Origin of the sequence: Niameybacter massiliensis (assembly GCF_001282685.1) — a bacterium.
GTDB lineage: Bacteria > Bacillota > Clostridia > Lachnospirales > Cellulosilyticaceae > Holtiella > Holtiella tumoricola.
In genome coordinates this window covers 19,832-40,409 of the sequence record NZ_LN875032.1, presented here as the reverse complement: position 1 = coordinate 40,409, position 20,578 = coordinate 19,832, and the positions used below count along the sequence as shown (strand labels likewise).

The following is a 20,578-nucleotide window of genomic DNA, read 5'->3' as shown; positions in this document are numbered from 1 at the left end:
ATTAGCGTATAATACATAGATTTATATATATGAAAAAGAGCTATAAAACTAATGTGAATTTCTAGTTTTATAGCTCTTTTGTTATTCATCTAAATAACTTTATGCTTCAAATCCGATTAAGATACCACCTTGTTCAGCGTAATAGCTACAAAGGCCACTCGTTGGCATAATTTCAATTTCACATTGTGGAAACTGCTCACGTACTTTAGAAGCAATGTATTCTGCAGTATCAGGAGCAAAACAGTGTGAAATAATCATTTTGCCACCTTTATATTGTCTAAGGAACATTTCTTCAATAGCTTTATCATAAGCTGTCATTTTGCCACGACATTTATGGAGTAAGCCAAGCTCACCTTCATCAGTTGCTACACCTAATAACTTAATGCCAAGGATACCTGCAATACTACCTTGGAATTTACTAAGACGTCCATTTTTGACTAAATTATCAAGGGATTTAAGGACAAATAAGAGATGTGTATGTTTGCGATATTCTTCGATGCGATCTACAATCTCTTCAAAGTCTAAATCTTGACTCATATATTCAGAAAGTTTTCTCACAATAAGTGTCATTTCAGGCCCGGTTGATTTAGAGTCAATGAGATGAATCCTACGTTCTGGATATTGTTCTTTGAATAAATCTACTGCTGTTTTTGCACTAGAATAGCTTCCAGAGAGTGTACCAGTAATGGTAATAGCAAATACACAATCTGATTTTGCATAAGCATTCACCCAATCTTGAGGACTAGGTGCAGCACTTCCTGTTTTACCTTTATAGGCATACATTTCTTTCATAAATTCGTCTATATTAAGATTAAAATCATCAGTAAATTCTTTATCACCGATATCCAGTTTGAGCGCAGCTCTACTAAAATCAATTTTATTAGCTACTTCAGGTGCTAAACTTGTTACGTCACATCCTGAATCAACAACTATTCCGTATTTCATAAACACCTCCAAAGTATTATATATGTATAGTTTTACTTGTTCAAATTGTACTATGTATACGTCTGTGATACAATTTACAAAAGTAGTGAAAATGTAAGAGTATTGGAGTAATGATAATGAGGATATCAGAAGGTGGTACAAATCTTACAGTTAGAAACCAGTACATTAGAATGTGTATAGCTAAAACTTTAATTCAGTTGATGGAAACAAAAGATTTTGATGATATAACAATTACCGAACTAGTAAAACAGGCTAGTGTATCTAGGATGACTTTTTATAAATACTATAAATCTAAGCATGAAGTGCTTGCAGACTATATGTATGAGATTGTAAATGAGTATGTAGAAGATATAAGACAAAGAAATGACATTGGAAAAGTGCATGAACTTAAGCGTATTTGTCACTGCCTTGAGTTTTTTAAAGGATATAGCCATTTAATCATAACCTTGGTGAATGCCAATATGTATAGTGTTATTATTGATGCAGTTAATAACTATATGGATACTTACGTAGTGCCAGAGTCCCACTATTCCCGTTATGAACTTTATTACTATGCGGGGGCATTGTGTAATATATTCATTAAGTGGTTAGAGTCAGGTATGGAAGAGTCACCAGAAAAAATAGCTGAAATGGTACATGGCCATTTTGCATAAGTTAAGGAGGCACTAGGAGTATAAGAGTGTGCGTCCTTTTTTGATGTTCAAAATGAATTTAGGGAGATAAATGTACACATAATAAGTAAAATATTGATTGATAGATATTTTTAAATGAAGAGGTGTTCTAATATTTGTTTATATAAAGATAAATAGTTAAATGATAATTATTCTTTTTAGATTAAAGATGATGTGGTATAGTAAGAAAGTTAGATTATAAAAATTTATTTTAACTCAATAGATATAATGAAAGGATAAAACAATCAATATGAATAAATTAATGAAAGTATTAAGCTTAGCAGGTTCTGTACTAATAGCAGGGATGCTATTTACAGGATGTAGCCAACAGAGTGGGGAATCAATTACCTTCTTCAACTATGGAGAGAATATAGATAAAGAAACACTAAAACAGTTTGAAGAAGAATATGGAATCAAAGTGAAGATGAGTACTTTTGATGATATGGACACTATGTATCTGAAATTATCTGAGAGTAATGCGCAATATGATGTTATTTTAGTTTCAGATGCAGTAATGCCAAAGATGATTGAAGGAGGTCTCCTTCAAGAGCTTAACAAGGATAACATACCTAATATTTCTCAAATGGATGAAGAGTATTTAGATTTATCCATAGATCCAGAAAATAAGTATTCAGTACCATATATGTTTGGAACTATAGGAATTATTTATGATAAGAATGTAGTTACAGAGGCAGTAAATAGTTGGGATATACTATGGGATGAACAATATAAAGGCAAAGTATTTATGTTTGATACGTATAGAGATACTATAGGAGCAACATTAAAAAGACTAGGTTATTCAATGAACTCAGAGAATCCAGATGAGCTTGAAGAAGCTAAACAACTTTTGATAGAGCAAAGAAAATTAGTAGATCCAATATATGGTGTTGACAATGGAACATCTATGATAGCATCAGGAGAGACAGCCCTTAATATGATTTGGTCAGGTGAGGGACTTAATCTTCAAGATGAATACCCAAACTTAGTTTATACAATTCCTAAAGAAGGGGCAAACTTCTGGATAGACAGCTTATGTATTCCTGCTAATGCAAAGAATGTAGAAGGTGCTGAGAAGTTTATTAACTTTGTAAGTGATAAAGAAAGTGCATTCAGAATAGCTGATGAAATTGGCTATACAACACCAAACAAAGAAGCAAGACTAGAACAACCAGAGCATGTGAGAAATAATCCTAATGCTTATATGCCAAAGGAATTAATGGAGTTAAGTGAACTTTATGTACCTTTATCACTTGATGTGAAAAAAATGTATGATCGTGTATGGACAGATATTAAAGTAGAACATTAAGAGCATAATAAATCCCCCTCCTAGAAGTGTTAGACAGCACTCTAGGAGGGGGATTTTAGTTTATTTTAATTTAGCTTCTAGTTCGTTTGAAATAGCTAAGTTATAAATATAAGCGTTATTTACTTCGTTGATGAAATCTCTTTTTTGTTCTTCAGATAAATTGATTTCAGCTAACATGTTATGGTACTTCATAACATACCCTCTAAGGTCATTAATTTCAGGGAATTGATAATAGTTGAGGCCTTCACTTTTAACTTTATAGGTTGTACTTAAAAGAGAAAGGAATGTTCTACCACCAAATAAGTCTGCTAAGAAGCGTGTATAAGCATAAGCTACTACAAGTTCAGGATTATATTTAGATAAATATTCGATTCGAGAGATGCAAGTTTCAGTAGAAGCAAGAAGCTTCATAGAATTTAACTGATCACCTAAAAGGAAGTTTAGATCTTGTCTCATAAGCTGTGAACGGTATAACTCTCTTGTTACGAAAGGTTTAACTGTTTCGTTAGATTCATTTTGATCAAGAGCATCTTCTATAGCTTTGTACATTCTTTCTAAATTGAAGATGTATTCTGCATAGCCATCAATAGAAGCTTTGCCATCTACTAGTTTCTTAATATAGCCTGTATTTTCTGCTGCACTGTGTAATAAAGAAGTTTTTTCTCTAATGTCCATCATGAATTTCATATTTCTCACCTCGTTGGTTAAAAATAATGAAGGGTAATAACTAAAAATATGTATGTGTTTGTATGTATGATGATAATATATAACAAATGATAAATATTATCAAGTAAAAAGTGTGATTTTGTAAAAAAAGTTTTATGTATAGGCTTTAGATGACTTAATAATACAAAAAGTGAATAGATGTATTTAGAAGATAACAAATATGATATAATAAGGATTAAGTATAAGCTATTTATATATAATAAGATTATATCAATAGGAGAAAATATAAATGAATGAAATTCAAAGAATAGAAGAATTAAATGATAAATTCAGAGATGCTTTAATTACTGAAAGAGAGTTATATCATAGTAGAACAATGGCGAATCCGGCTGAAGAAAAAGAAATGCAAATACTTATGAAACAATATATTAATGAAGCCAAAGAGATTTTAACTCAACAAGGTATTAAAACAAGAGAAGAGTTAAAAGCAATAAGCAAAAAATACTTTATGGTAGAATTTTTAAATGAATTATTTAAAGATCAGACCTATAATAGTGAAGCATATAATGTTGAAATTGATATAGACTGTGGTTTGTAAGAATGGTATTACTAAATAGAAAAGCTCTCCTCAATTAGAGGAGGGCTTTTTTTAAAGTGTACACAAAACGAAGGCCAAAAGTAGTTGACCACTATAATATAGAAGATAATTAATAGAACGTAAAATAGGATATCTATCAGCAAAGAAATAAACAAAACATAATATGATATCAGATAAGACAAATAAAATAGCACCGAAGATAATGAAAGGGCTATGGGTACAAAAAGCAGCAATTAACATAAATGTGATAATAAAGGCATAGATAGCAACAAGGAAACGCATAGCACCGAAATTAAAGGGATCTTTAATCATAATTAAAAAGATATTAAAAGCAATAATGATAGGAATGAATACATAGTACATAGGAATAGAGGCACCAAGCAGGATAAAACAATAAATAAAGCTTAAATGGGCACAGCCAAAAGAAGTAATACCAATTGCAGCTGGCATATTATATTGCAAAGGATAGCCATGAGAAAAAGCTAATGCTACATCACCTATTACACATAGTACAAGTCCTAGAAGGAGGTAAGTAGCTGAAGGTATACCATTGCCAAGTAAGTAGCCTATTGTGCCAATAGTTAAAAAGCCTAAGCTTGTCAATGTTTTAAATACGACACATAGATTTGAATTAGGTTTTAAATAAGTGATAGTCATAAGGATGACAAGTGAAAGAAAGAAAAGAAATGTAAAAGGTATGACCAAGTTATCCACTCCTTACAATAAGATCTTAATACTATTCTATTCAGGCCTAGGGATGACATACCACAAAAATGAAGGGTTGATGAAAAGAATATTTCTAGACATAAAAAAAGGACTGCTTTAACAGTCCTTTTTAATCTATTTATAAGCTTTCTAAATCAGCTGATTTAAGTTCTTTTTCTTGCTGTTCTTCTTGTTTAAGGTGTTCAAAGTATTTCTTCGTTTCTGATACCACTACACCAGATAAGGCAAGAAGGGCAATTAAGTTAGGGAATGCCATAAGTGCATTTACGATATCTGCAATTGTCCATACAAGTGCAATTTTGAGGAATCCACCAAGGCCTACCATAAGAACGAATATAATACGGTAAGGTACAATACCTTTTACGCCAAATAAGAATTCAATACAACGTTCACCGTAGTAGTTCCAGCCAAGAATTGTTGTAAAAGCAAAGAGTACAAGACAAATAGATAAAGTAGCAGCACCGAAGTTGCCAAACACTGTACCAAATGCAGCTTGAGTCATAAGTGCAGCACTCATATCTGTAGACCATACGCCTGTAATAACAAGAGTAAGACCTGTTAGAGTACAGATGATGATACTATCAATAAAAGTACCTGTCATTGAGATAAGCCCTTGTTCTGCTGGCCAATGTGTTTTTGCAGCGGCAGCAGCAATAGGTGCACTACCAAGTCCTGACTCGTTAGAGAATACTCCTCTAGCAACACCTTTACTAATAGCTTCTTTCATAACGGCACCAGCAAAACCACCAAGTGCAGCATGACCTGTAAAGGCTGAAGAAATAATAGTTGAGAATGCAGCTGGGATAGCTTTGAGGTTAAGTGCAAGGATGATAGCACAAGCCAAAATATATAAAATTGCCATAAAAGGTACAACTTTACTTGATACTTTAGAGATACTTTTAATCCCACCAATAACAATGACACCTACTAAAATTGCAACGACAACAGAAATAATTTGAGGTGCAATACCTGTAAGGTTATTAATACTGCTTGTAATAGAGTTAACCTGTGAAAATGTACCGATTCCTAGTAAAGCAACAAGTACACCACTAATAGCAAAGAATACAGCTAGTGGTTTCCACTTTTCACCCATACCATTTAAGATATAGTACATTGGTCCACCAGACATTTGACCATTTTCATCTACTTTACGGTATTTAATAGCAAGTACGCCTTCTGCGTATTTGGTTGCCATACCTACGAATGCAGCCATCCACATCCAGAATAATGCTCCAGGTCCACCAGCAGCAATAGCTGTAGCAACACCAACGATATTACCAGTACCAACGGTTGCAGCAAGGGCAGTACAAAGTGCACCAAAACTATTGATATCACCAGCACCATGATTCTTTGCTGTAAAGATAAGTTTTAAAGCTTTTGGAAGTTTTACAATTTGAATAAGACCAAGTCTTACTGTTAGGAGCAAACCTGTTCCTAATAAAAGCGTGAGTAGGGGCCATCCCCATGCAAAGTCATTGACTTTACCTAAAAATACTGTGAGTTGTTCCATTTTGATATCTCCTTTTAATGTTAGATTTTACTCTGCATAAAAAGGGATAGGGAAAGTATGTAATTGTAATATAAAATTAGAATCCCTGTCCTTTTGCCTGAGAGTTTGAGCATATATGCTATGCCTTGCACCTTCGGCGCTTGCTTTACGCAAGTCTCTCCAGAGTTCCGTCAGCTTGGCAGTCCCACTTATACATAAGTACCTGAGAGCGTTACTCCTTCGGTAGTCCATAAGGACGTTCTTCTACTAAGCTTCAACCGGATTTGTCACCATTATAGCAGAGGACAACCCTAAATGACAATACAATTGTGTTAAATTAAGAGACATTGTATAATGGAGACAATAACATAATGAGACAAGGAGAACGTATGAATTTTAGAGAAAAACTAATCTTGTTAAAAGAAAAAGTTATTCAATGGATTATAACGTATAAAAATGTTGTCATTCCTTCTGTAATAGGGGTGTTTATATTTGTTTTGGTTATTATAAACATGAACCTCTTCCAAATTACTTATTTTAGAATGAAACATATGCCTGATAAAGTAGTAAACATTCTAACTAAAGCCAAAGAGCAAAATTATGATGACCTTTATTTTAAACAAGGTCTACAATACTTGGTAGAAGATGCATCTGAGGTAAGCCGTGTGTTTTTAGAAAAGCATTTTAAAAATTTAGATACAGCCAGTCAAGATAAGATTCTTGAAAAATATAATGCTGAAGGTATTCAGTTTGTAAGTCAGCAAGAAATCTTTGATGTAATCATACAAGGCACAAAGACGGATACAATAAAGGCATATATGAAAAAGTTAGATGATGTAACATTTGAACGTGCATTAAGTGAATACTTTGATGCTAGTGCGAAGCTGACTCAGGATTCTGTAGATGCACTATATACATTATTGAGTTTAAAAGGGGAGCGAATACCTTTAAAGAACTTCAAACTAAGTATCTTTGAGCTACTTAATTTCCCTCATAATGGAGATGCTGAAAGTATATCTGTTAAGATTCTTGATTATATTCAACCAGAAAGTGTAAAGACTACGCTTACTAATGAACTTAAAACTAATGAAATAGAAGTAAAGACTTTAAGCATATGGGTAGATATCCTTAATAAAAAACGTATTATAACAGCTCAAGAGTATTTAAACTTTACAAATGCCTACGGAATGATTAAAAAGTCTCAAGAATCCCTTAAGCAAATTCAGCTACAAGAGGTTGACTTAATTAATATGAAACAAACTGTAGATGTAGAAACAGATGTTATAGCAAATCAGATAGTACGTTTACAAAAGGATATAAAAACAATGCAAGATCAGACAGCGAATATAAATGAGCAAGTAAGTACACTCAAAAATTATAAACAAATCGACTTATATATCTTAGATAAGTACGAAAATGGAGAATATGAGGCAGCTATTCCAGAAAAAAGTTGGTTATTTGGGACATATAAGCCAAGTTCCCAAAAGGTAAGATTAAAGACAACGCGCTCAAGTGTTGGTGAGATAGGAGTACATAGTTTTAAAGTATATGATGGTGGAAGAATTGATGGAAATGTGCTTTATTATACAGAAGTCTCCGAAGAACAATTAATAAAGATAGAAGGTTTAGAAGACCAAATACGTGATGCAAATGCTCAAATTAATACTAAGAATGGTGAAATAGATAAGTTAAATAAAGAGATTGATGAAATACGCAAAACAAATAATTATGATGCAACATTAAGTTTAATAGAAGAACTAGAGCTTAAAAAGAACAATATAGCTGTAGAAATTGAAAAAAATAGATTAGCGATACAAACCTTATTTGGCATTGGAAATGTAATAGTATAATTCCCACTATATAGGAGATAATAACCAAAGAAATCTTTTATTTAGGAGGAAAACCAATGAAAGCAAGAGTTGATAAAGATACTTGTATTGGATGTGGACTTTGTCCAGCTACATGCCCAGAAGTATTTTCATTAGAAGATGATGGTTTAGCAGTAGCAATTGAAGGAGATATTCCTGAAGATGTGACAGAAGAAGCTGAAGCTGCAAGAGATGGCTGTCCAGTAAGTGCTATTGATATTGACGAAGATTAAGAAATACAGATTATAAAAAAGCGATACTCTAATTATAGAGTATCGCTTTTTGTTTTATATTTACTCTAGAATTCTTCTAAGATTGCACAACCTACTACACCAGGGCCAGTATGAACACCCATAGAAGGACCAACTACTTCTAATGATAAGTGATTAATATTTGGATGTCCTTTTAATATTTCATAAAGGTCTGTGCCACCTTGTAGTGCATCCCCATGAAGAACCCATATACTACATTTACCCTTATCTAAATGAGAAAGGATAATTTCTTTTACTTTTGCAAATGATTGTTTTTTGCCACGTACTTTACAGTAAGTATATAAAACACCATCATCATTTGATGAAATAATAGGTTTTAATTTGATTAATTCACCAACTGTAGCAGTTACTTTTCCGATACGACCGCCTTTTTTTAGATATTCTAAGGTATCTAAAGCAATATAGCCATAAGTACGTTTTCGTACGTCTTCAAGTCTTGCTAAAACCTCTTCTAAACTAGCGCCGGATTGTGCCATTTTTCCAGCTTCCATAGCAATAACACCTTGTGGATAGCCAAGAGTAAGTGAATCAAAGAAATGGAAGTTGAGGTCTGGAAAATGCTCACTTAATATTCTAAGGGCATTAAGTGTACCTGAAAGTTGAGAAGAAACAGTGATGATAATAAAATCAGTGTAACCTTGCTCCTTAAGTTCATGAACTTTATTTTCACAATAATGAAGGTCTGGGAGAGAAGTAGTAGGTACTTCTTCATGTAATCTGCTATACATTTCCTCAGAAGAAATTTCAATTTTATCAAGATATTCTTTTTCTTTATAAATAACACGAATAGGAAACATAGTTAAGTCATATTGTTGAAGTGAAGCGAATGTTAAATCACAACAGCTGTCTGTAATTACGGCAAATTTTTTCAAATTGGGCCTCCTCAAAGTAGGTATTTAAATCATTGTCACCATTAGTATATTCTAAAAATATGAACAGGAAATGAGCAAAGACAATGAAACTCTTGGAAAACCTCTAGACAGATTGAAAATACTAAAAGAGGTTGACAAAAAGAAAATGATTGCGTAATATCATTATGTAATAGTAATTATTAAATAACTATAATTAAATGAAAATAGAAGAGGTAATTGATATGAAAGCAAGAGTTGATAAAGATATTTGTATCGGATGTGGACTTTGTGAATCAACATGTTCTGAAATTTTTACGATAGAAGATGATGGTTTAGCTGTAGCGATTGAAGGAGATATCCTTGAAAGCTTAGTTGAGCAAGCTGAAGAAGCTAAAGATGGTTGTCCAGTAAGCGCAATCGAAATAGACGAAGAATAAGGCATAATGAGTAAAAGCGATATTTCAAATTTGAATATCGCTTTTACTCATTATATGGACTTTAAAATAAAAATCTACTAATATAAAATTTATTAAAAAAGTAGTTGACAATTCCAGAATAGTTGAGTACAATAAGTATGTAATAATAATTATTAGTTAACGACAATTTCAAATAAAACTAGAAAATCAAAATAATTAAATGGAGGGAATTAATTATGAAAAAATATGTATGTACAGTATGTGGTTATATCTTCGAAGGTGACGCAGCTCCAGCTGAATGTCCAATCTGTCACGTAGGTGCTGACAAATTCAAAGAACAATCAGGTGAGTTAGTATGGGCTGACGAACACGTAGTAGGCGTAGCACAAGGTGCTGATGAAAGAATTATTGAAGGTTTAAGAGCTAACTTTGAAGGTGAATGTACAGAAGTTGGTATGTACTTAGCTATGGCACGTGTTGCTCATAGAGAAGGTTATCCAGAAATCGGTTTATACTGGGAAAAAGCAGCTTACGAAGAAGCAGAACATGCAGCTAAATTCGCTGAATTATTAGGTGAAGTAGTTACATCTTCAACAAAGAAAAACTTAGAGTTAAGAGTTGCTGCTGAAAATGGCGCAACAGCTGGTAAAAAAGAATTAGCAACACTTGCTAAACAATTAAACTTAGATGCTATCCATGATACAGTACATGAAATGGCTAAAGACGAAGCTCGTCACGGTAAAGCATTCGAAGGTTTATTAAACAGATACTTCGGTAAATAATAAATAGAGAACATTATAAAAGGACTACTTTCGCCCCCTCGAAAGTAGTCCTTTTATAATGTTAAAAAGTATACAATCTTAAGTTGTCAGTCAATACTAACTAATGATAAGATAGAATTAATTAAATGTTAGAAGGAGTCTGAGATGGGTATTATACGTTTGATCTATGAAAATATAAGCAAAAAGCCTAAAAATAAAAAAGCAATTGCATACATAGAAAAGCAAGAATCAAATAGTAATATAAGTGAGTGCTATGAGCCTGCATTTATTCAAATGATGGAACGTCATAATGAAAAAGTTATAGAAGAGTTAGAGGCGTTAATAGATGTAAATATGCCAGCTCAGATATTAGATGTTACAGGAGGAAGAGGTCAAAATCTTTCTATTTTGAAAAAGCAATATAGTGATGCAGATTATACCTTGATTGAAAGGAATGAGGAAAATATAATTTATGCAAAAGCTATACTAGGGGAAGAAGTGACCTATATTAATAGAAATAGCCTACAATATCTACAAGTATGTTTACCTGATACATTTGATATCATTTTGTGTATGTGGCCTAATAAGGCAACAGTATTAGATGCTCTCATAGAAGAATGTACTCGTGTATTAAAGCCACAGGGGAAATTACTTATTATTACAAGTTTAAGAGATACTCTTCCAGAAATAGTTAATATATATCATAAATTATTTGTTAAATACAACAATAAGGTAAATGCAGTGAAATTAGTTAATGGATTACCTACAGATATAAAAAAACTAAATAAAAAATGTGAAAAAATGAAACTTAAAACACATGTATGTAAAGAAATAAGACATATTAGCGGTTTTGCATCAGCTAAAGTATTAGTCAGTTGGATTCTTCAAAGTGGAGTAATGACAGACTATGAAGCAATATTATCACTAAGAGATAAAAAAGTTAGGGATGATATGATAGCAATGCTAGAAGAAAAGCAAATCAATTGGGTTACTCAAAGATTTGTTTATGGGATATGGGAAAAAAATTAGAATCATAAAACCTTATTTTTCAATGGTTAGACAAAAAAGGTTAAAAAGTTTCAAAAAACCTATTGACATTTGTCCGGATTTAAGGCATTATAATACACGTCGCTAGTGCTTAACAGCGACACACAATATAGGCTCGTAGCTCAGGTGGTTAGAGCGCACGCCTGATAAGCGTGAGGTCGGTGGTTCGAGTCCACTCGGGCCTATATCCTTTATAATATTCCTCGATAGCTCAGCGGCAGAGCATTCGGCTGTTAACCGAAGGGTCGTAGGTTCGAACCCTACTCGGGGAGTTTTTATTGCGAAAGCAATAAGCAAAATTGAATATGCCGACGTGGCTCAATTGGCAGAGCAGCTGACTTGTAATCAGCAGGTTATCGGTTCGAGTCCGATCGTCGGCTTCATTCGACCTCTATCATTGATAGAGGTTTTTTGTTATCTAAAAGTCACCTAGTGGTTATTATACTACTAGGTGACTTTTGCTATTTCTTATTTAGTAGGATCTTTGAAAATATCAAAGCGAGTAAGTGGTTTAAATGTGAAAATAACAAAACCACTAATAGTAATAAGAATAATAAAGATACCAATCCAGTTAAAGATAGGTGGTAAAGGTGGAAGTGCAAGTATTTTATATAAGATAAAAAAGGCAAAGATTATACCTATTATAAACAAGGTAATATCAATCCAGGGAATACTATGATGAATAAAAAGTTTATAGAGATAGAAAAGTAACCCAATACTTACATTTAGACCAATAGAAGATAGAGATAGGCCAAATATAAAATTATTTACTTTATCTCTTATAAAGAAGTAAGTAATAAGTCCATAGAGTAGCAAGGCATAAAATCCTAGTTTGAAATGTTCCCAAACACTTTCACTAACGGGAGCAATGAAACTTATTAGGATGTTTTGATTACTCCAATCATATAGGAAGTGCAAAAGGCTACCTACAGCAGCTACAAATAAGATACCTAATATAATAAACTTCTTTAATGTAAAACCACTTTTAATCATATGAACACCCATACTAATTTAATATGCTATTAGGATGTGAGAAAAAGAGGGAAAACATTCTCTAAAATAGCATCGTGTCCTTAAAAACTAAAAATAAAAAGAAATTATAGAAAGGGTGTTGACATATGTAAGTATATAGCCTATACTAATACAAGTCAGCAGCGCACAGGCGCCACTGAGAAAAGGCTGTAGGCCTTGATAAATAAAANAACAAGGTAGCCGTATCGGAAGGTGCGGCTGGATCACCTCCTTTCTAAGGAAACGATTTGGTAATTAATCGGATACTATTTTATTTTGAGAGTTCATTCAATAAACCTTTCAAAACCGGATCTTCATAGAAGATAAGGTAATAAAAAGCGTTTAGACATTGAAAATCTCAACTTGTACTTTGAAAAACAAATACTGCAAATAACGGATTTAAACATTTNTTACTGTAACTTGATACTGAGGTTGGGTATTACATGTACAGGATAGGAGGGAGGCTAAGAAGTGTGGACGCCAGTCTGCATGGAGCCGCCGGTGGGATACCTCTCTTGTAATACTTAACTTCTAACCATAGCCCGTGATCCGGGTTTGGGACAATGTCAGGTGGACAGTTTGACTGGGGCGGTCGCCTCCGAAAGAGTAACGGAGGCGCTCAAAGGTAACCTCAGAATGGTCGGAAACCATTCGTAGAGTGCAAAGGCAGAAGGTTGCTTGACTGCGACACCGACGGGTGGAGCAGGTACGAAAGTAGGACTTAGTGATCCGGTGGTATGAAAGTGGGATTGCCATCGCTCAACGGATAAAAGCTACCCCGGGGATAACAGGCTTATCTCCCCCAAGAGTTCACATCGACGGGGAGGTTTGGCACCTCGATGTCGGCTCATCGCATCCTGGAGCTGAAGCAGGTTCCAAGGGTTGGGCTGTTCGCCCATTAAAGCGGTACGCGAGCTGGGTTCAGAACGTCGTGAGACAGTTCGGTCCCTATCCGTCGTGGGCGTAGGAAGTTTGAGAGGCGTTGTCCTTAGTACGAGAGGACCGGGATGAACAGACCGCTGGTGCATCTGTTAGGCTGCCAAGCCTATAGCAGAGTAGCTAAGTCTGGAGCTGATAAACGCTGAAGGCATCTAAGCGTGAAACAGACCTCAAGATAAGACTTCCCATCCAGAAATGGAGTAAGACCCCTTGTAGACTACGAGGTAGATAGGTTGGAGGTGTAAGCATGGTAACATGTGTAGCTGACCAATACTAACGGTTCGAGGGTTTGACCTAAAAAAACAGGTTAAAATGATTGCAGTATTTGTTTTTGAGAGTATAAGAGATATGGGCATCCGAGAGGATGTCTTTTTTGTTGTACAGATTTATATAGAGATATTAGATGAATATTTACTGAGTTATACGCATCTATGGATCTTTTTATAAAAGATGATATAAAAACAAAAGAAATGACTTAAGCTTAGGATAATACTAGATATGAAGCTTGAATAAAATGAATAGTACTAAATACAAGCCATGGATTACTTCTATTTATATAAGAGTAATTCATGGCTCTTTTATTATAGATAGCATCTGACTTTATTTTGAACAAATCAAAGGTTTAGAATGTATATCTAAAATAAAAGAATAAGAATAGCAAAAGAAATGCAAACTAATATGGTATTTAAAATTACTGATTATAAAGTATGGAAAATCCAACCTATTTCATAGGAAAATTGAACAATAGAGTAATAAATCTTAAGGTATATGTGCATAAAAATGATGATGAATACTAGTTAATATGTATATGTGATAAAAATTTAACCTTATTATTAGGTGTATATATACATTTACTGATATTATTTTTTGTTTAAAATAATAGAAATGTACATTTTGCCTAATATATGATTGTAAAAACTAGATAAACTGGTATAATAAAAGCAAGTGGTATATACCAGATGTATATACCGGATGTATATACCGGACTATACCAAGCGTAAGATTATTAACTTTATGTTTATTTATTATAAGGAGGACTAAGAAATGCATAAAATTTTATTAGTATGTTCAGCAGGGATGTCTACAAGTTTATTAGTTAAAAAAATGGAGGAAGCTGCTAAAGAGATGAACGTGGAAGCTAAAATCTGGGCAGTAGGCGATGCAGAAAGTGATAGCAACGTTGGCGAAGCAGATATTATCTTATTAGGACCACAAGTAAGATACTTATTAAGTAAAATGCAAGATAAAGTAGAAGGTAAAAAGCCAGTACAAGTTATTAACATGATGCACTATGGTACTATGAACGGTAAAAAAGTATTAGAAGAAGCATTAGCAACTTTACAAGGATAAATATAAAATCAAAAAATATAAGGGGATGAGATAGCTATGACAGAGTGGTTAGAGAAACACTTTTTACCAGTTGCAGCTAAAATAGGTGCTGAAAAACATTTAGTAGCTATACGTGATGCATTCATTTCAATCATGCCAATTACAATGGCAGGAGCTGTAGCAACATTATTAAATGTATTTTTTAGAGATTTACCAACACAATTTGGATGGACAGGATTTGTAGATACTATGAGTCCAATCATCGGCATTAACTCCAACGTATGGTGGGGAACACTTGCTATTCTTTCACTTGTGTTTGTTTTCTCTTTAGGATATAACTTATCAAAAGCATATGATGTAAGTCCATTACCAGGTGGATTAATTGCTTTTGCTGCACTTATTACACAAATGCCACAAACAACAGCTGATGGCAGCATGTGGGGCTATATTAACTGGTCATATACACAAGCATCAGGATTATTTACAGCTTTATTTATTGGATTTATTGCAACATTTATTTATATCAAATTAGTAAAATCTAAAGTAACGATCAAGTTACCAGATTCAGTACCACCAGCAGTAAGTCGTGCTTTTACTGCAATCATACCAGGTTTAATTGCTATTTATGTTATTGGTACTTTAGCATATGTAGTAAATGCTTTTACAGGCATGCCTATTAATGATGTAATTTCAAAATACGTACAAATGCCATTCTTAGGATTATCACAAGGCTTAATAAGCGTTGTCATTACAGTATTTGCAGTACAACTTTTATGGATGTTCGGATTACATGGAAGTAATGTTCTTGCACCTGTATTAGATGGTATCTACCTTACAGCTTTAAATGAAAACAACGTTGCATTTATGCAAGGAGCAGAGTTACCTTACATGTGGACAAGAGGTTCATTTGATGCATTTGTTTGGTTAGGTGGAGCAGGATGTTCACTTGCCCTAATTATTGCAATTCTTATTTTCTCTAAAAAAGAAGAATCAAGAACAGTAGCAAAACTTTCTGCACCGATGGGTGTATTTAATATCAACGAACCAGTTACATTTGGATTACCAGTTGTATTAAACCCTATTTACTTTATTCCTTCTATAGGAATTCCTATTATTTTAACAATAATAGCATACGTTTGTACTTCTATTGGTTTAATCCCACCAACATTTGTTGCGGTACCATGGATTATGCCACCAGTAATTTATGCATTCTTTGCAACTGGAGGTAGCCTGATGGCTGCACTAGTCGCTTTAGTTAACTTAATTATTGCGGTTGCGCTTTATGCACCATTCGTATTATTAGCAAACAAGGCAGATAGCCAAGTATAATCATTACCATTAGATAAAAAACATAACGATAAGGATTGAGAGAAGGATTTATATTAACTTCGATCAATCCTTATTTATAAGAGAGAAGATTTAATTATAAAAGAAAATTTACTATAAAAATAAGATAGGTAGGATAACAACATGGAAGAATTAGAATTATTATGTTTTGAAATTATTGCTAACGTAGGAAATGCAAGATCTTTATATATTGAAGCGATTCGTGCTGCTAAAACTGGAGATTTTGAAAAAGCTGAGCTTTTAATTAAAGAAGGTGAAGAATCTTTCGAGCTAGGTCATAAAGCGCATGCAAACTTAATTGTAAAAGAAGCTAATGGAGAACCTATTAAAGTAGGTGTACTTTTATTACATGCAGAGGATCAATTAATGAGCGCAGAAGGATTTAAAATCATTGCAAATGAGTTCATTGATCTTTACAAAAAATTAGAAGACAAATAAGAATACGAGCAATAAAGGAGCACTAAATATGATTTATATAAATTGTCCACTTAAACAAGACTACATCATTGACTTACTAGAAAACAATAATGGTGATATTCACTATAAATTTGTAACTAAAGTGGGTATGAAAATGCAATTTGAAGTAGATACAACAGATTTAGATGCAGCAATAGCTACGGCAAAGTCATTAATTAAATCAACAGAAGTAGGCAGTGTTCTTTACTTTCAAGTAACAAAATAAGTAAGGTAGAGGTGTAACGTATGAAAAGCTGGGGACTGGCACTTGCAAGTTTGGGATGTATAAGTATTATGGTAGGGCCTGCATTAGTGGAGAATTACTTATGGATGATTGTACAAGGCATCTTACTTCTGATCATTGGATTTGTATTATTGAAAAAGGGTAAGAGCTAAGGAGGATAAGTCATGCATGTAGAAAAAGTGCTTAAAGTAGGTGCAGAAGAATTTTTTGAACAGATTAGTCATTCTGTAGAACAAGATATTTATGCTACAACAAATAAGAAGGTAAAGGTTGACCAGCTAAAAGAAGGCTTTACCTATGAAAAGAATTTAAATAATAAAGTCGGTAAAAGTAATAGAGTAACAGTTGAAATAGTAGAAATACATTCACCTTCATCCTATATAGCAAAATTTATGAGTAGAGATGGAACAAATACAATAAGTTATCGTATCGAAGAACTAGGCCCACAGCAAATAAAAGTCTATTATCAAGAAGATTTTAAGGGTGCTACAAAAGCAAAAAATCTTAATGCAAAAATCATGCAACTCTTATATAATTTTAATAGTAAAAAGAGAACAAATAAGTTATTATGTAATATAGAAACTTATATTATTGACAATAGATAAAGACACTGTGGGAGAGATAACGACATTTTAGGAGGCAACATGAAAAGATTAGGAATATCTCTTTATCCACGCTATGAAACGTTAGATAAAGATAAGGCATATATCACATTAGCAGCCAAATATGGCGTAAAAAGAATATTTTCTTGTTTAATTAGTTCTAGCGAACATAACACAGCAGACCAAATTAAAGATTTATATAAACAACTTACAGCACACGCGCATCAATACAATATGGAGTTTATTGTAGACGTAGCACCTGTTGTATTTGAAAAGTTAAATATACCAGCTTATGATATGACTTATTTCCATGAAATAGGTGTAGATGGTATCCGCTTAGATGAAGGCTTTAATGGTCACAATGAAGCACTGATGAGCTATAATCCTTATGGATTAAAAATAGAGATTAATGCAAGCTTAGGTACAAAGTATTTAGACTATATCTTAAGTTATAAAGGAAATAAAGAAAACATTATTACCTGTCATAATTTTTATCCTCAAAAATATACTGGATTAAGTTATGAGCATTTCAAAAAATGTAGTGAAGATATCAAGAAACATGATGTTCCAGTAGCTGCATTCGTTTCTAGTCAAGAACCAGGCACATATGGTCCATGGCCAGTAAATGAAGGATTATGTACATTAGAAGAGCATCGTTTTTTACCGATAGATGTACAAGCTAGACATTTATTTGCAACAGGTTTAGTAGATGATGTTATTATTGCTAATGTTTATGCTAGTGAAGAAGAGTTAAGCCGCCTTGCAAAGATAAATCCTAATAAGTTAAGCTTTACAATTGATAAGGAAGTTGACTTATCAGAGGTTGAAGAAAAGATTTTATACGAGCACTTACATTTTGTACGTGGTGATATGAGCGAATACATGGCAAGAAGTACAATGACACGTATTACTTTTGCAAATGAATCAATACCTCCTAAAAATACGAGAGATTTAAAACGTGGTGACGTTGTTATCCTTAATGACCAATATGGTAGATATAAGGGAGAAATGCACATTATCTTAAAGGATATGCCTAACGAAGGCAACAAAAATGTAATAGGGCATATTGCAAACAACGAACGTATGCTATTAGATTTTATTGAACCATGGGTGGTCTTTGAATTTATAAAATAGATTGGGTAGGGGTAGGATGAACGAGATAGAGAAACCGGTTTATATACAAGTAATTGAAAACTTAAAAGAAGAGATTATGCATAAATGTCCAAATGAGCCTATTATGTCTGAAAGAGAATTGGCATTACACTTTAACATCAGTCGTATGACAGCTAGAAAAGCTGTAGATGCTCTAGTTAATGATGGCTATTTATATCGTATTAAAAATAAAGGGACATTTGTAGCAGATAAAACTTTATATAAATCAAATACATTATATGAGGAGCATGAAGATACAGTCTATAAAAATCTATACTTTAATGTTATACCAGCAGATAAAGAAATTGCTGAAAAACTTAATGTAAAGGTTGAAGAACTAATTCTTAAAATAGTTAGGACTGCACATTACAAAGGTCAGCCACAAACACTAGATGAAATATATTTTGTAAAAAAATATTTGAGTAGTGATGATATTGCTAACATTAGTAAGGTAGTAGATATAAAGAAATGTATCAATGAAAGTGTTGTAGAACAACGCTTTTATCCTATGATTGTACCATTCAAATATGCAGTTTTATTAGAAATTGCGCAAGGTACACCTATTATTAATGTACAAAGTATTATGCGTAATCATTTAGGTGTTCCTACCCTATTCTTTTCAAGCTACCTTAATCCACATCAAGTAACCATTCAGATTAAGAATTAAAATATACAATGAATCGTATTATAATAGAGGTAAAGGAGGAGGATAATATATGTTAATTATTAAAGCATCAAGCTATGAGGACTTAAGCCGTAAAGCAGCAAATATTATTTCAGCACAGGTTATTTTAAATAAGAAAAGTGTATTAGGATTGGCAACAGGATCTTCACCTTTAGGAGTATATAAGCAACTAATAGATTGGTATAACAAAAATGATATTGATTTTTCATCAGTAACTACAGTTAACTTAGATGAATATTTAACTTTATCAGGTGATAATGTACAAAGCTATCGTTACTTTATGAATCAAAACTTTTTTGACCATATTAATGTTAAAAAAGAAAATACTCATGTGCCAAATGGATTAGCAACAGATTTAGAAGCAGAATGTATAAGATATGATGAACTTATTGAGAATCTAGGTGGTATAGATGTTCAACTCTTAGGTATCGGACATAATGGTCATATTGGTTTTAATGAACCAGATGAAGCTTTTGAAAAAATGACTCATGTAGTTGATTTAGGTGAAACGACAATAGAAGCTAATACAAGATTTTTTGAAAGCAGAGATGAAGTACCTCGTCAAGCAATTACAATGGGTATTAAATCTATTATGCAAGCTAAAAAAATCATCTTAATAGCAAGTGGAAATGATAAATTAGATATTTTAAGAAAAGCACTTAAGGGACCAATTGTTCCACAAGTTCCAGCATCTATTTTACAACTCCATCCGAATTTAACAGTTATTTATTGCTGTGACGAAGAAATTTAAAGAAATCATAAAAAAGACTTGACCTATGTAGGCAAATGGTGTAACATAGTAGAAGTCGTCAAGTGAATAACACAAGACGGAAATATTTTTGGTGGCGATGCGACTAGGGGACACACCCGTTCCCATACCGAACACGTAGGTTAAGACCTAGTCGGCCGATGGTACTTGTCTGGAGACGGACCGGGAGAGTAGGTGGCTGCCAAAATTTTTTTATAAGTATAACAACATAATGACGCGGAGTGGAGCAGTTGGCAGCTCGTCGGGCTCATAACCCGAAGGTCTCAGGTTCAAGTCCTGACTCCGCAATTTGTAAAAGGCTTTGTCCAATTAATCTTAGTGATTAGTTGGACAAAGCCTTTTTTGTGTTAGAAACAAAAAAGTCAGCAATTTAGAAAAAACGTGAAAAAACTTTTCATTGATTCCCCTAAGCTAGCATATATATACAC

23 protein-coding genes, 4 tRNA genes, 1 rRNA gene, 1 riboswitch and 1 other annotated feature are annotated in these 20,578 nt (G+C 33.2%); of the genes, 22 read left to right on the top strand and 6 right to left on the bottom strand.

The window, feature by feature from the left end; translation table 11 throughout:
* Nucleotides 1-99 precede the first annotated feature (99 nt).
* Nucleotides 100-945, bottom strand: coding sequence for a DegV family protein (locus BN2390_RS01310; protein WP_053982550.1), 846 nt, complete (start codon nt 943-945; stop codon nt 100-102).
* Between the two features lie 116 nt (nt 946-1,061).
* Between BN2390_RS01310 and BN2390_RS01305 the strand changes: the two genes are divergently transcribed.
* A complete protein-coding gene (locus tag BN2390_RS01305) occupies nt 1,062-1,598 on the top strand; it encodes a TetR/AcrR family transcriptional regulator (protein WP_053982549.1) in 537 nt (178 codons plus the stop codon).
* A gap of 268 nt (nt 1,599-1,866) precedes the next feature.
* Nucleotides 1,867-2,922 carry an ABC transporter substrate-binding protein gene (locus BN2390_RS01300; RefSeq protein ID WP_053982548.1) on the top strand — a complete coding sequence of 352 codons (1,056 nt, stop codon included), beginning with the start codon at nt 1,867-1,869 and terminating at the stop codon, nt 2,920-2,922.
* 60 nt (nt 2,923-2,982) lie between these two features.
* Here BN2390_RS01300 and BN2390_RS01295 read toward each other — a convergent pair whose 3' ends face one another.
* Nucleotides 2,983-3,609 carry a biliverdin-producing heme oxygenase gene (locus BN2390_RS01295; RefSeq protein WP_053982547.1) on the bottom strand — a complete coding sequence of 209 codons (627 nt, stop codon included), beginning with the start codon at nt 3,607-3,609 and terminating at the stop codon, nt 2,983-2,985.
* A 268-nt stretch (nt 3,610-3,877) separates the two neighbouring features.
* Between BN2390_RS01295 and BN2390_RS01290 the strand changes: the two genes are divergently transcribed.
* Complete coding sequence (locus BN2390_RS01290; protein ID WP_053982546.1) at nt 3,878-4,186, top strand: hypothetical protein; 309 nt, start codon at nt 3,878-3,880, stop codon at nt 4,184-4,186.
* 51 nt (nt 4,187-4,237) lie between these two features.
* Here the strand turns inward: BN2390_RS01290 and BN2390_RS01285 are convergent, their stop codons facing one another.
* Both BN2390_RS01285 and BN2390_RS01280 read right to left on the bottom strand, forming a co-directional pair.
* Nucleotides 4,238-4,891 carry a lysoplasmalogenase family protein gene (locus BN2390_RS01285; RefSeq protein WP_053982545.1) on the bottom strand — a complete coding sequence of 218 codons (654 nt, stop codon included), beginning with the start codon at nt 4,889-4,891 and terminating at the stop codon, nt 4,238-4,240.
* Nucleotides 4,892-5,030: 139 nt separating this feature from the next.
* Complete coding sequence (locus BN2390_RS01280; RefSeq protein ID WP_053982544.1) at nt 5,031-6,422, bottom strand: alanine/glycine:cation symporter family protein; 1,392 nt, start codon at nt 6,420-6,422, stop codon at nt 5,031-5,033.
* A gap of 75 nt (nt 6,423-6,497) precedes the next feature.
* Nucleotides 6,498-6,595, bottom strand: a riboswitch (glycine riboswitch).
* A gap of 195 nt (nt 6,596-6,790) precedes the next feature.
* Here BN2390_RS01280 and BN2390_RS01275 point away from each other — a divergent pair.
* On the top strand, nt 6,791-8,251 hold the full coding sequence (locus tag BN2390_RS01275; RefSeq protein WP_154668748.1) for a hypothetical protein: 1,461 nt from the start codon (nt 6,791-6,793) through the stop codon (nt 8,249-8,251).
* Between the two features lie 56 nt (nt 8,252-8,307).
* On the top strand, nt 8,308-8,502 hold the full coding sequence (locus tag BN2390_RS01270; RefSeq protein ID WP_053982542.1) for a ferredoxin: 195 nt from the start codon (nt 8,308-8,310) through the stop codon (nt 8,500-8,502).
* A 65-nt stretch (nt 8,503-8,567) separates the two neighbouring features.
* Here BN2390_RS01270 and BN2390_RS01265 read toward each other — a convergent pair whose 3' ends face one another.
* Entirely contained in the window at nt 8,568-9,413 is an 846-nt protein-coding gene (locus BN2390_RS01265) for a DegV family protein (protein WP_053982541.1), read from the bottom strand.
* Nucleotides 9,414-9,634: 221 nt separating this feature from the next.
* Here BN2390_RS01265 and BN2390_RS01260 point away from each other — a divergent pair, with 221 nt between their 5' ends.
* From BN2390_RS01260 to BN2390_RS01235, 6 genes are all read left to right on the top strand, one after another.
* On the top strand, nt 9,635-9,829 hold the full coding sequence (locus BN2390_RS01260; RefSeq protein WP_053982540.1) for a ferredoxin: 195 nt from the start codon (nt 9,635-9,637) through the stop codon (nt 9,827-9,829).
* 215 nt (nt 9,830-10,044) lie between these two features.
* Nucleotides 10,045-10,590, top strand: a complete 546-nt coding sequence (locus BN2390_RS01255) for an NADH peroxidase (protein WP_053982539.1) — start codon at nt 10,045-10,047, stop codon at nt 10,588-10,590.
* A 144-nt stretch (nt 10,591-10,734) separates the two neighbouring features.
* Nucleotides 10,735-11,598, top strand: coding sequence for a class I SAM-dependent methyltransferase (locus BN2390_RS01250; protein WP_053982538.1), 864 nt, complete (start codon nt 10,735-10,737; stop codon nt 11,596-11,598).
* 129 nt (nt 11,599-11,727) lie between these two features.
* Nucleotides 11,728-11,801 (top strand) — tRNA-Ile (locus BN2390_RS01245).
* A 15-nt stretch (nt 11,802-11,816) separates the two neighbouring features.
* A tRNA-Asn gene (locus tag BN2390_RS01240) sits at nt 11,817-11,888 on the top strand.
* A gap of 35 nt (nt 11,889-11,923) precedes the next feature.
* A tRNA-Thr gene (locus BN2390_RS01235) sits at nt 11,924-11,996 on the top strand.
* A gap of 88 nt (nt 11,997-12,084) precedes the next feature.
* Here the strand turns inward: BN2390_RS01235 and BN2390_RS01230 are convergent.
* Entirely contained in the window at nt 12,085-12,609 is a 525-nt protein-coding gene (locus BN2390_RS01230) for a DUF6512 family protein (protein WP_053982537.1), read from the bottom strand.
* A 384-nt stretch (nt 12,610-12,993) separates the two neighbouring features.
* Nucleotides 12,994-13,851 (top strand) — a sequence feature (23S ribosomal RNA rRNA prediction is too short).
* A gap of 759 nt (nt 13,852-14,610) precedes the next feature.
* Between BN2390_RS01230 and BN2390_RS01220 the strand changes: the two genes are divergently transcribed.
* The 11 genes from BN2390_RS01220 to BN2390_RS01175 all read left to right on the top strand — a co-directional run bounded on the left by BN2390_RS01220 (nt 14,611) and on the right by BN2390_RS01175 (nt 20,438).
* Nucleotides 14,611-14,916 carry a PTS sugar transporter subunit IIB gene (locus BN2390_RS01220; protein WP_053982536.1) on the top strand — a complete coding sequence of 102 codons (306 nt, stop codon included), beginning with the start codon at nt 14,611-14,613 and terminating at the stop codon, nt 14,914-14,916.
* Nucleotides 14,917-14,952: 36 nt separating this feature from the next.
* Nucleotides 14,953-16,224 carry a PTS sugar transporter subunit IIC gene (locus BN2390_RS01215; RefSeq protein WP_053982535.1) on the top strand — a complete coding sequence of 424 codons (1,272 nt, stop codon included), beginning with the start codon at nt 14,953-14,955 and terminating at the stop codon, nt 16,222-16,224.
* Between the two features lie 141 nt (nt 16,225-16,365).
* Nucleotides 16,366-16,680: a PTS sugar transporter subunit IIA gene (locus BN2390_RS01210; protein WP_053982534.1), complete on the top strand. Its 315-nt coding sequence runs from the start codon at nt 16,366-16,368 to the stop codon at nt 16,678-16,680.
* 28 nt (nt 16,681-16,708) lie between these two features.
* The gene (locus BN2390_RS01205) at nt 16,709-16,924 is read left to right on the top strand and encodes a hypothetical protein (protein ID WP_053982533.1); all 216 of its coding nucleotides are present in this window, start codon (nt 16,709-16,711) and stop codon (nt 16,922-16,924) included.
* A gap of 20 nt (nt 16,925-16,944) precedes the next feature.
* Nucleotides 16,945-17,094, top strand: coding sequence for a hypothetical protein (locus BN2390_RS21530; RefSeq protein WP_154668747.1), 150 nt, complete (start codon nt 16,945-16,947; stop codon nt 17,092-17,094).
* Between the two features lie 12 nt (nt 17,095-17,106).
* On the top strand, nt 17,107-17,547 hold the full coding sequence (locus BN2390_RS01200) for a DUF3284 domain-containing protein (protein WP_053982532.1): 441 nt from the start codon (nt 17,107-17,109) through the stop codon (nt 17,545-17,547).
* A 39-nt stretch (nt 17,548-17,586) separates the two neighbouring features.
* A complete protein-coding gene (locus BN2390_RS01195) occupies nt 17,587-18,678 on the top strand; it encodes a DUF871 domain-containing protein (protein ID WP_053982531.1) in 1,092 nt (363 codons plus the stop codon).
* Between the two features lie 16 nt (nt 18,679-18,694).
* Nucleotides 18,695-19,363: a GntR family transcriptional regulator gene (locus tag BN2390_RS01190; RefSeq protein WP_053982530.1), complete on the top strand. Its 669-nt coding sequence runs from the start codon at nt 18,695-18,697 to the stop codon at nt 19,361-19,363.
* A gap of 49 nt (nt 19,364-19,412) precedes the next feature.
* Nucleotides 19,413-20,132, top strand: coding sequence for a glucosamine-6-phosphate deaminase (gene nagB, locus BN2390_RS01185; RefSeq protein WP_053982529.1), 720 nt, complete (start codon nt 19,413-19,415; stop codon nt 20,130-20,132).
* 87 nt (nt 20,133-20,219) lie between these two features.
* Nucleotides 20,220-20,337: ribosomal RNA gene (gene rrf / locus BN2390_RS01180) — 5S ribosomal RNA — on the top strand.
* A gap of 28 nt (nt 20,338-20,365) precedes the next feature.
* Nucleotides 20,366-20,438, top strand: a tRNA-Met gene (locus tag BN2390_RS01175).
* The last annotated feature ends 140 nt before the right edge of the window (nt 20,439-20,578 follow it).

Bases quoted from the DNA above. Each gene is read 5' to 3' on its own strand.
- BN2390_RS21530 (WP_154668747.1), top strand. From the start codon at position 16,945: ATGAAAAGCTGGGGACTGGCACTTGCAAGTTTGGGATGTATAAGTATT.
- BN2390_RS01275 (WP_154668748.1), top strand. From the start codon at position 6,791: ATGAATTTTAGAGAAAAACTAATCTTGTTAAAAGAAAAAGTTATTCAA.
- BN2390_RS01205 (WP_053982533.1), top strand. From the start codon at position 16,709: ATGATTTATATAAATTGTCCACTTAAACAAGACTACATCATTGACTTA.
- BN2390_RS01310 (WP_053982550.1), bottom strand. From the start codon at position 945: ATGAAATACGGAATAGTTGTTGATTCAGGATGTGACGTAACAAGTTTA.
- BN2390_RS01290 (WP_053982546.1), top strand. From the start codon at position 3,878: ATGAATGAAATTCAAAGAATAGAAGAATTAAATGATAAATTCAGAGAT.
- BN2390_RS01260 (WP_053982540.1), top strand. From the start codon at position 9,635: ATGAAAGCAAGAGTTGATAAAGATATTTGTATCGGATGTGGACTTTGT.
- BN2390_RS01215 (WP_053982535.1), top strand. From the start codon at position 14,953: ATGACAGAGTGGTTAGAGAAACACTTTTTACCAGTTGCAGCTAAAATA.
- BN2390_RS01295 (WP_053982547.1), bottom strand. From the start codon at position 3,609: ATGAAATTCATGATGGACATTAGAGAAAAAACTTCTTTATTACACAGT.
- BN2390_RS01230 (WP_053982537.1), bottom strand. From the start codon at position 12,609: ATGATTAAAAGTGGTTTTACATTAAAGAAGTTTATTATATTAGGTATC.
- BN2390_RS01200 (WP_053982532.1), top strand. From the start codon at position 17,107: ATGCATGTAGAAAAAGTGCTTAAAGTAGGTGCAGAAGAATTTTTTGAA.
- BN2390_RS01270 (WP_053982542.1), top strand. From the start codon at position 8,308: ATGAAAGCAAGAGTTGATAAAGATACTTGTATTGGATGTGGACTTTGT.
- BN2390_RS01220 (WP_053982536.1), top strand. From the start codon at position 14,611: ATGCATAAAATTTTATTAGTATGTTCAGCAGGGATGTCTACAAGTTTA.
- BN2390_RS01190 (WP_053982530.1), top strand. From the start codon at position 18,695: ATGAACGAGATAGAGAAACCGGTTTATATACAAGTAATTGAAAACTTA.
- BN2390_RS01250 (WP_053982538.1), top strand. From the start codon at position 10,735: ATGGGTATTATACGTTTGATCTATGAAAATATAAGCAAAAAGCCTAAA.
- BN2390_RS01280 (WP_053982544.1), bottom strand. From the start codon at position 6,422: ATGGAACAACTCACAGTATTTTTAGGTAAAGTCAATGACTTTGCATGG.
- BN2390_RS01210 (WP_053982534.1), top strand. From the start codon at position 16,366: ATGGAAGAATTAGAATTATTATGTTTTGAAATTATTGCTAACGTAGGA.
- BN2390_RS01305 (WP_053982549.1), top strand. From the start codon at position 1,062: ATGAGGATATCAGAAGGTGGTACAAATCTTACAGTTAGAAACCAGTAC.
- BN2390_RS01195 (WP_053982531.1), top strand. From the start codon at position 17,587: ATGAAAAGATTAGGAATATCTCTTTATCCACGCTATGAAACGTTAGAT.
- BN2390_RS01300 (WP_053982548.1), top strand. From the start codon at position 1,867: ATGAATAAATTAATGAAAGTATTAAGCTTAGCAGGTTCTGTACTAATA.
- BN2390_RS01255 (WP_053982539.1), top strand. From the start codon at position 10,045: ATGAAAAAATATGTATGTACAGTATGTGGTTATATCTTCGAAGGTGAC.
- nagB (WP_053982529.1), top strand. From the start codon at position 19,413: ATGTTAATTATTAAAGCATCAAGCTATGAGGACTTAAGCCGTAAAGCA.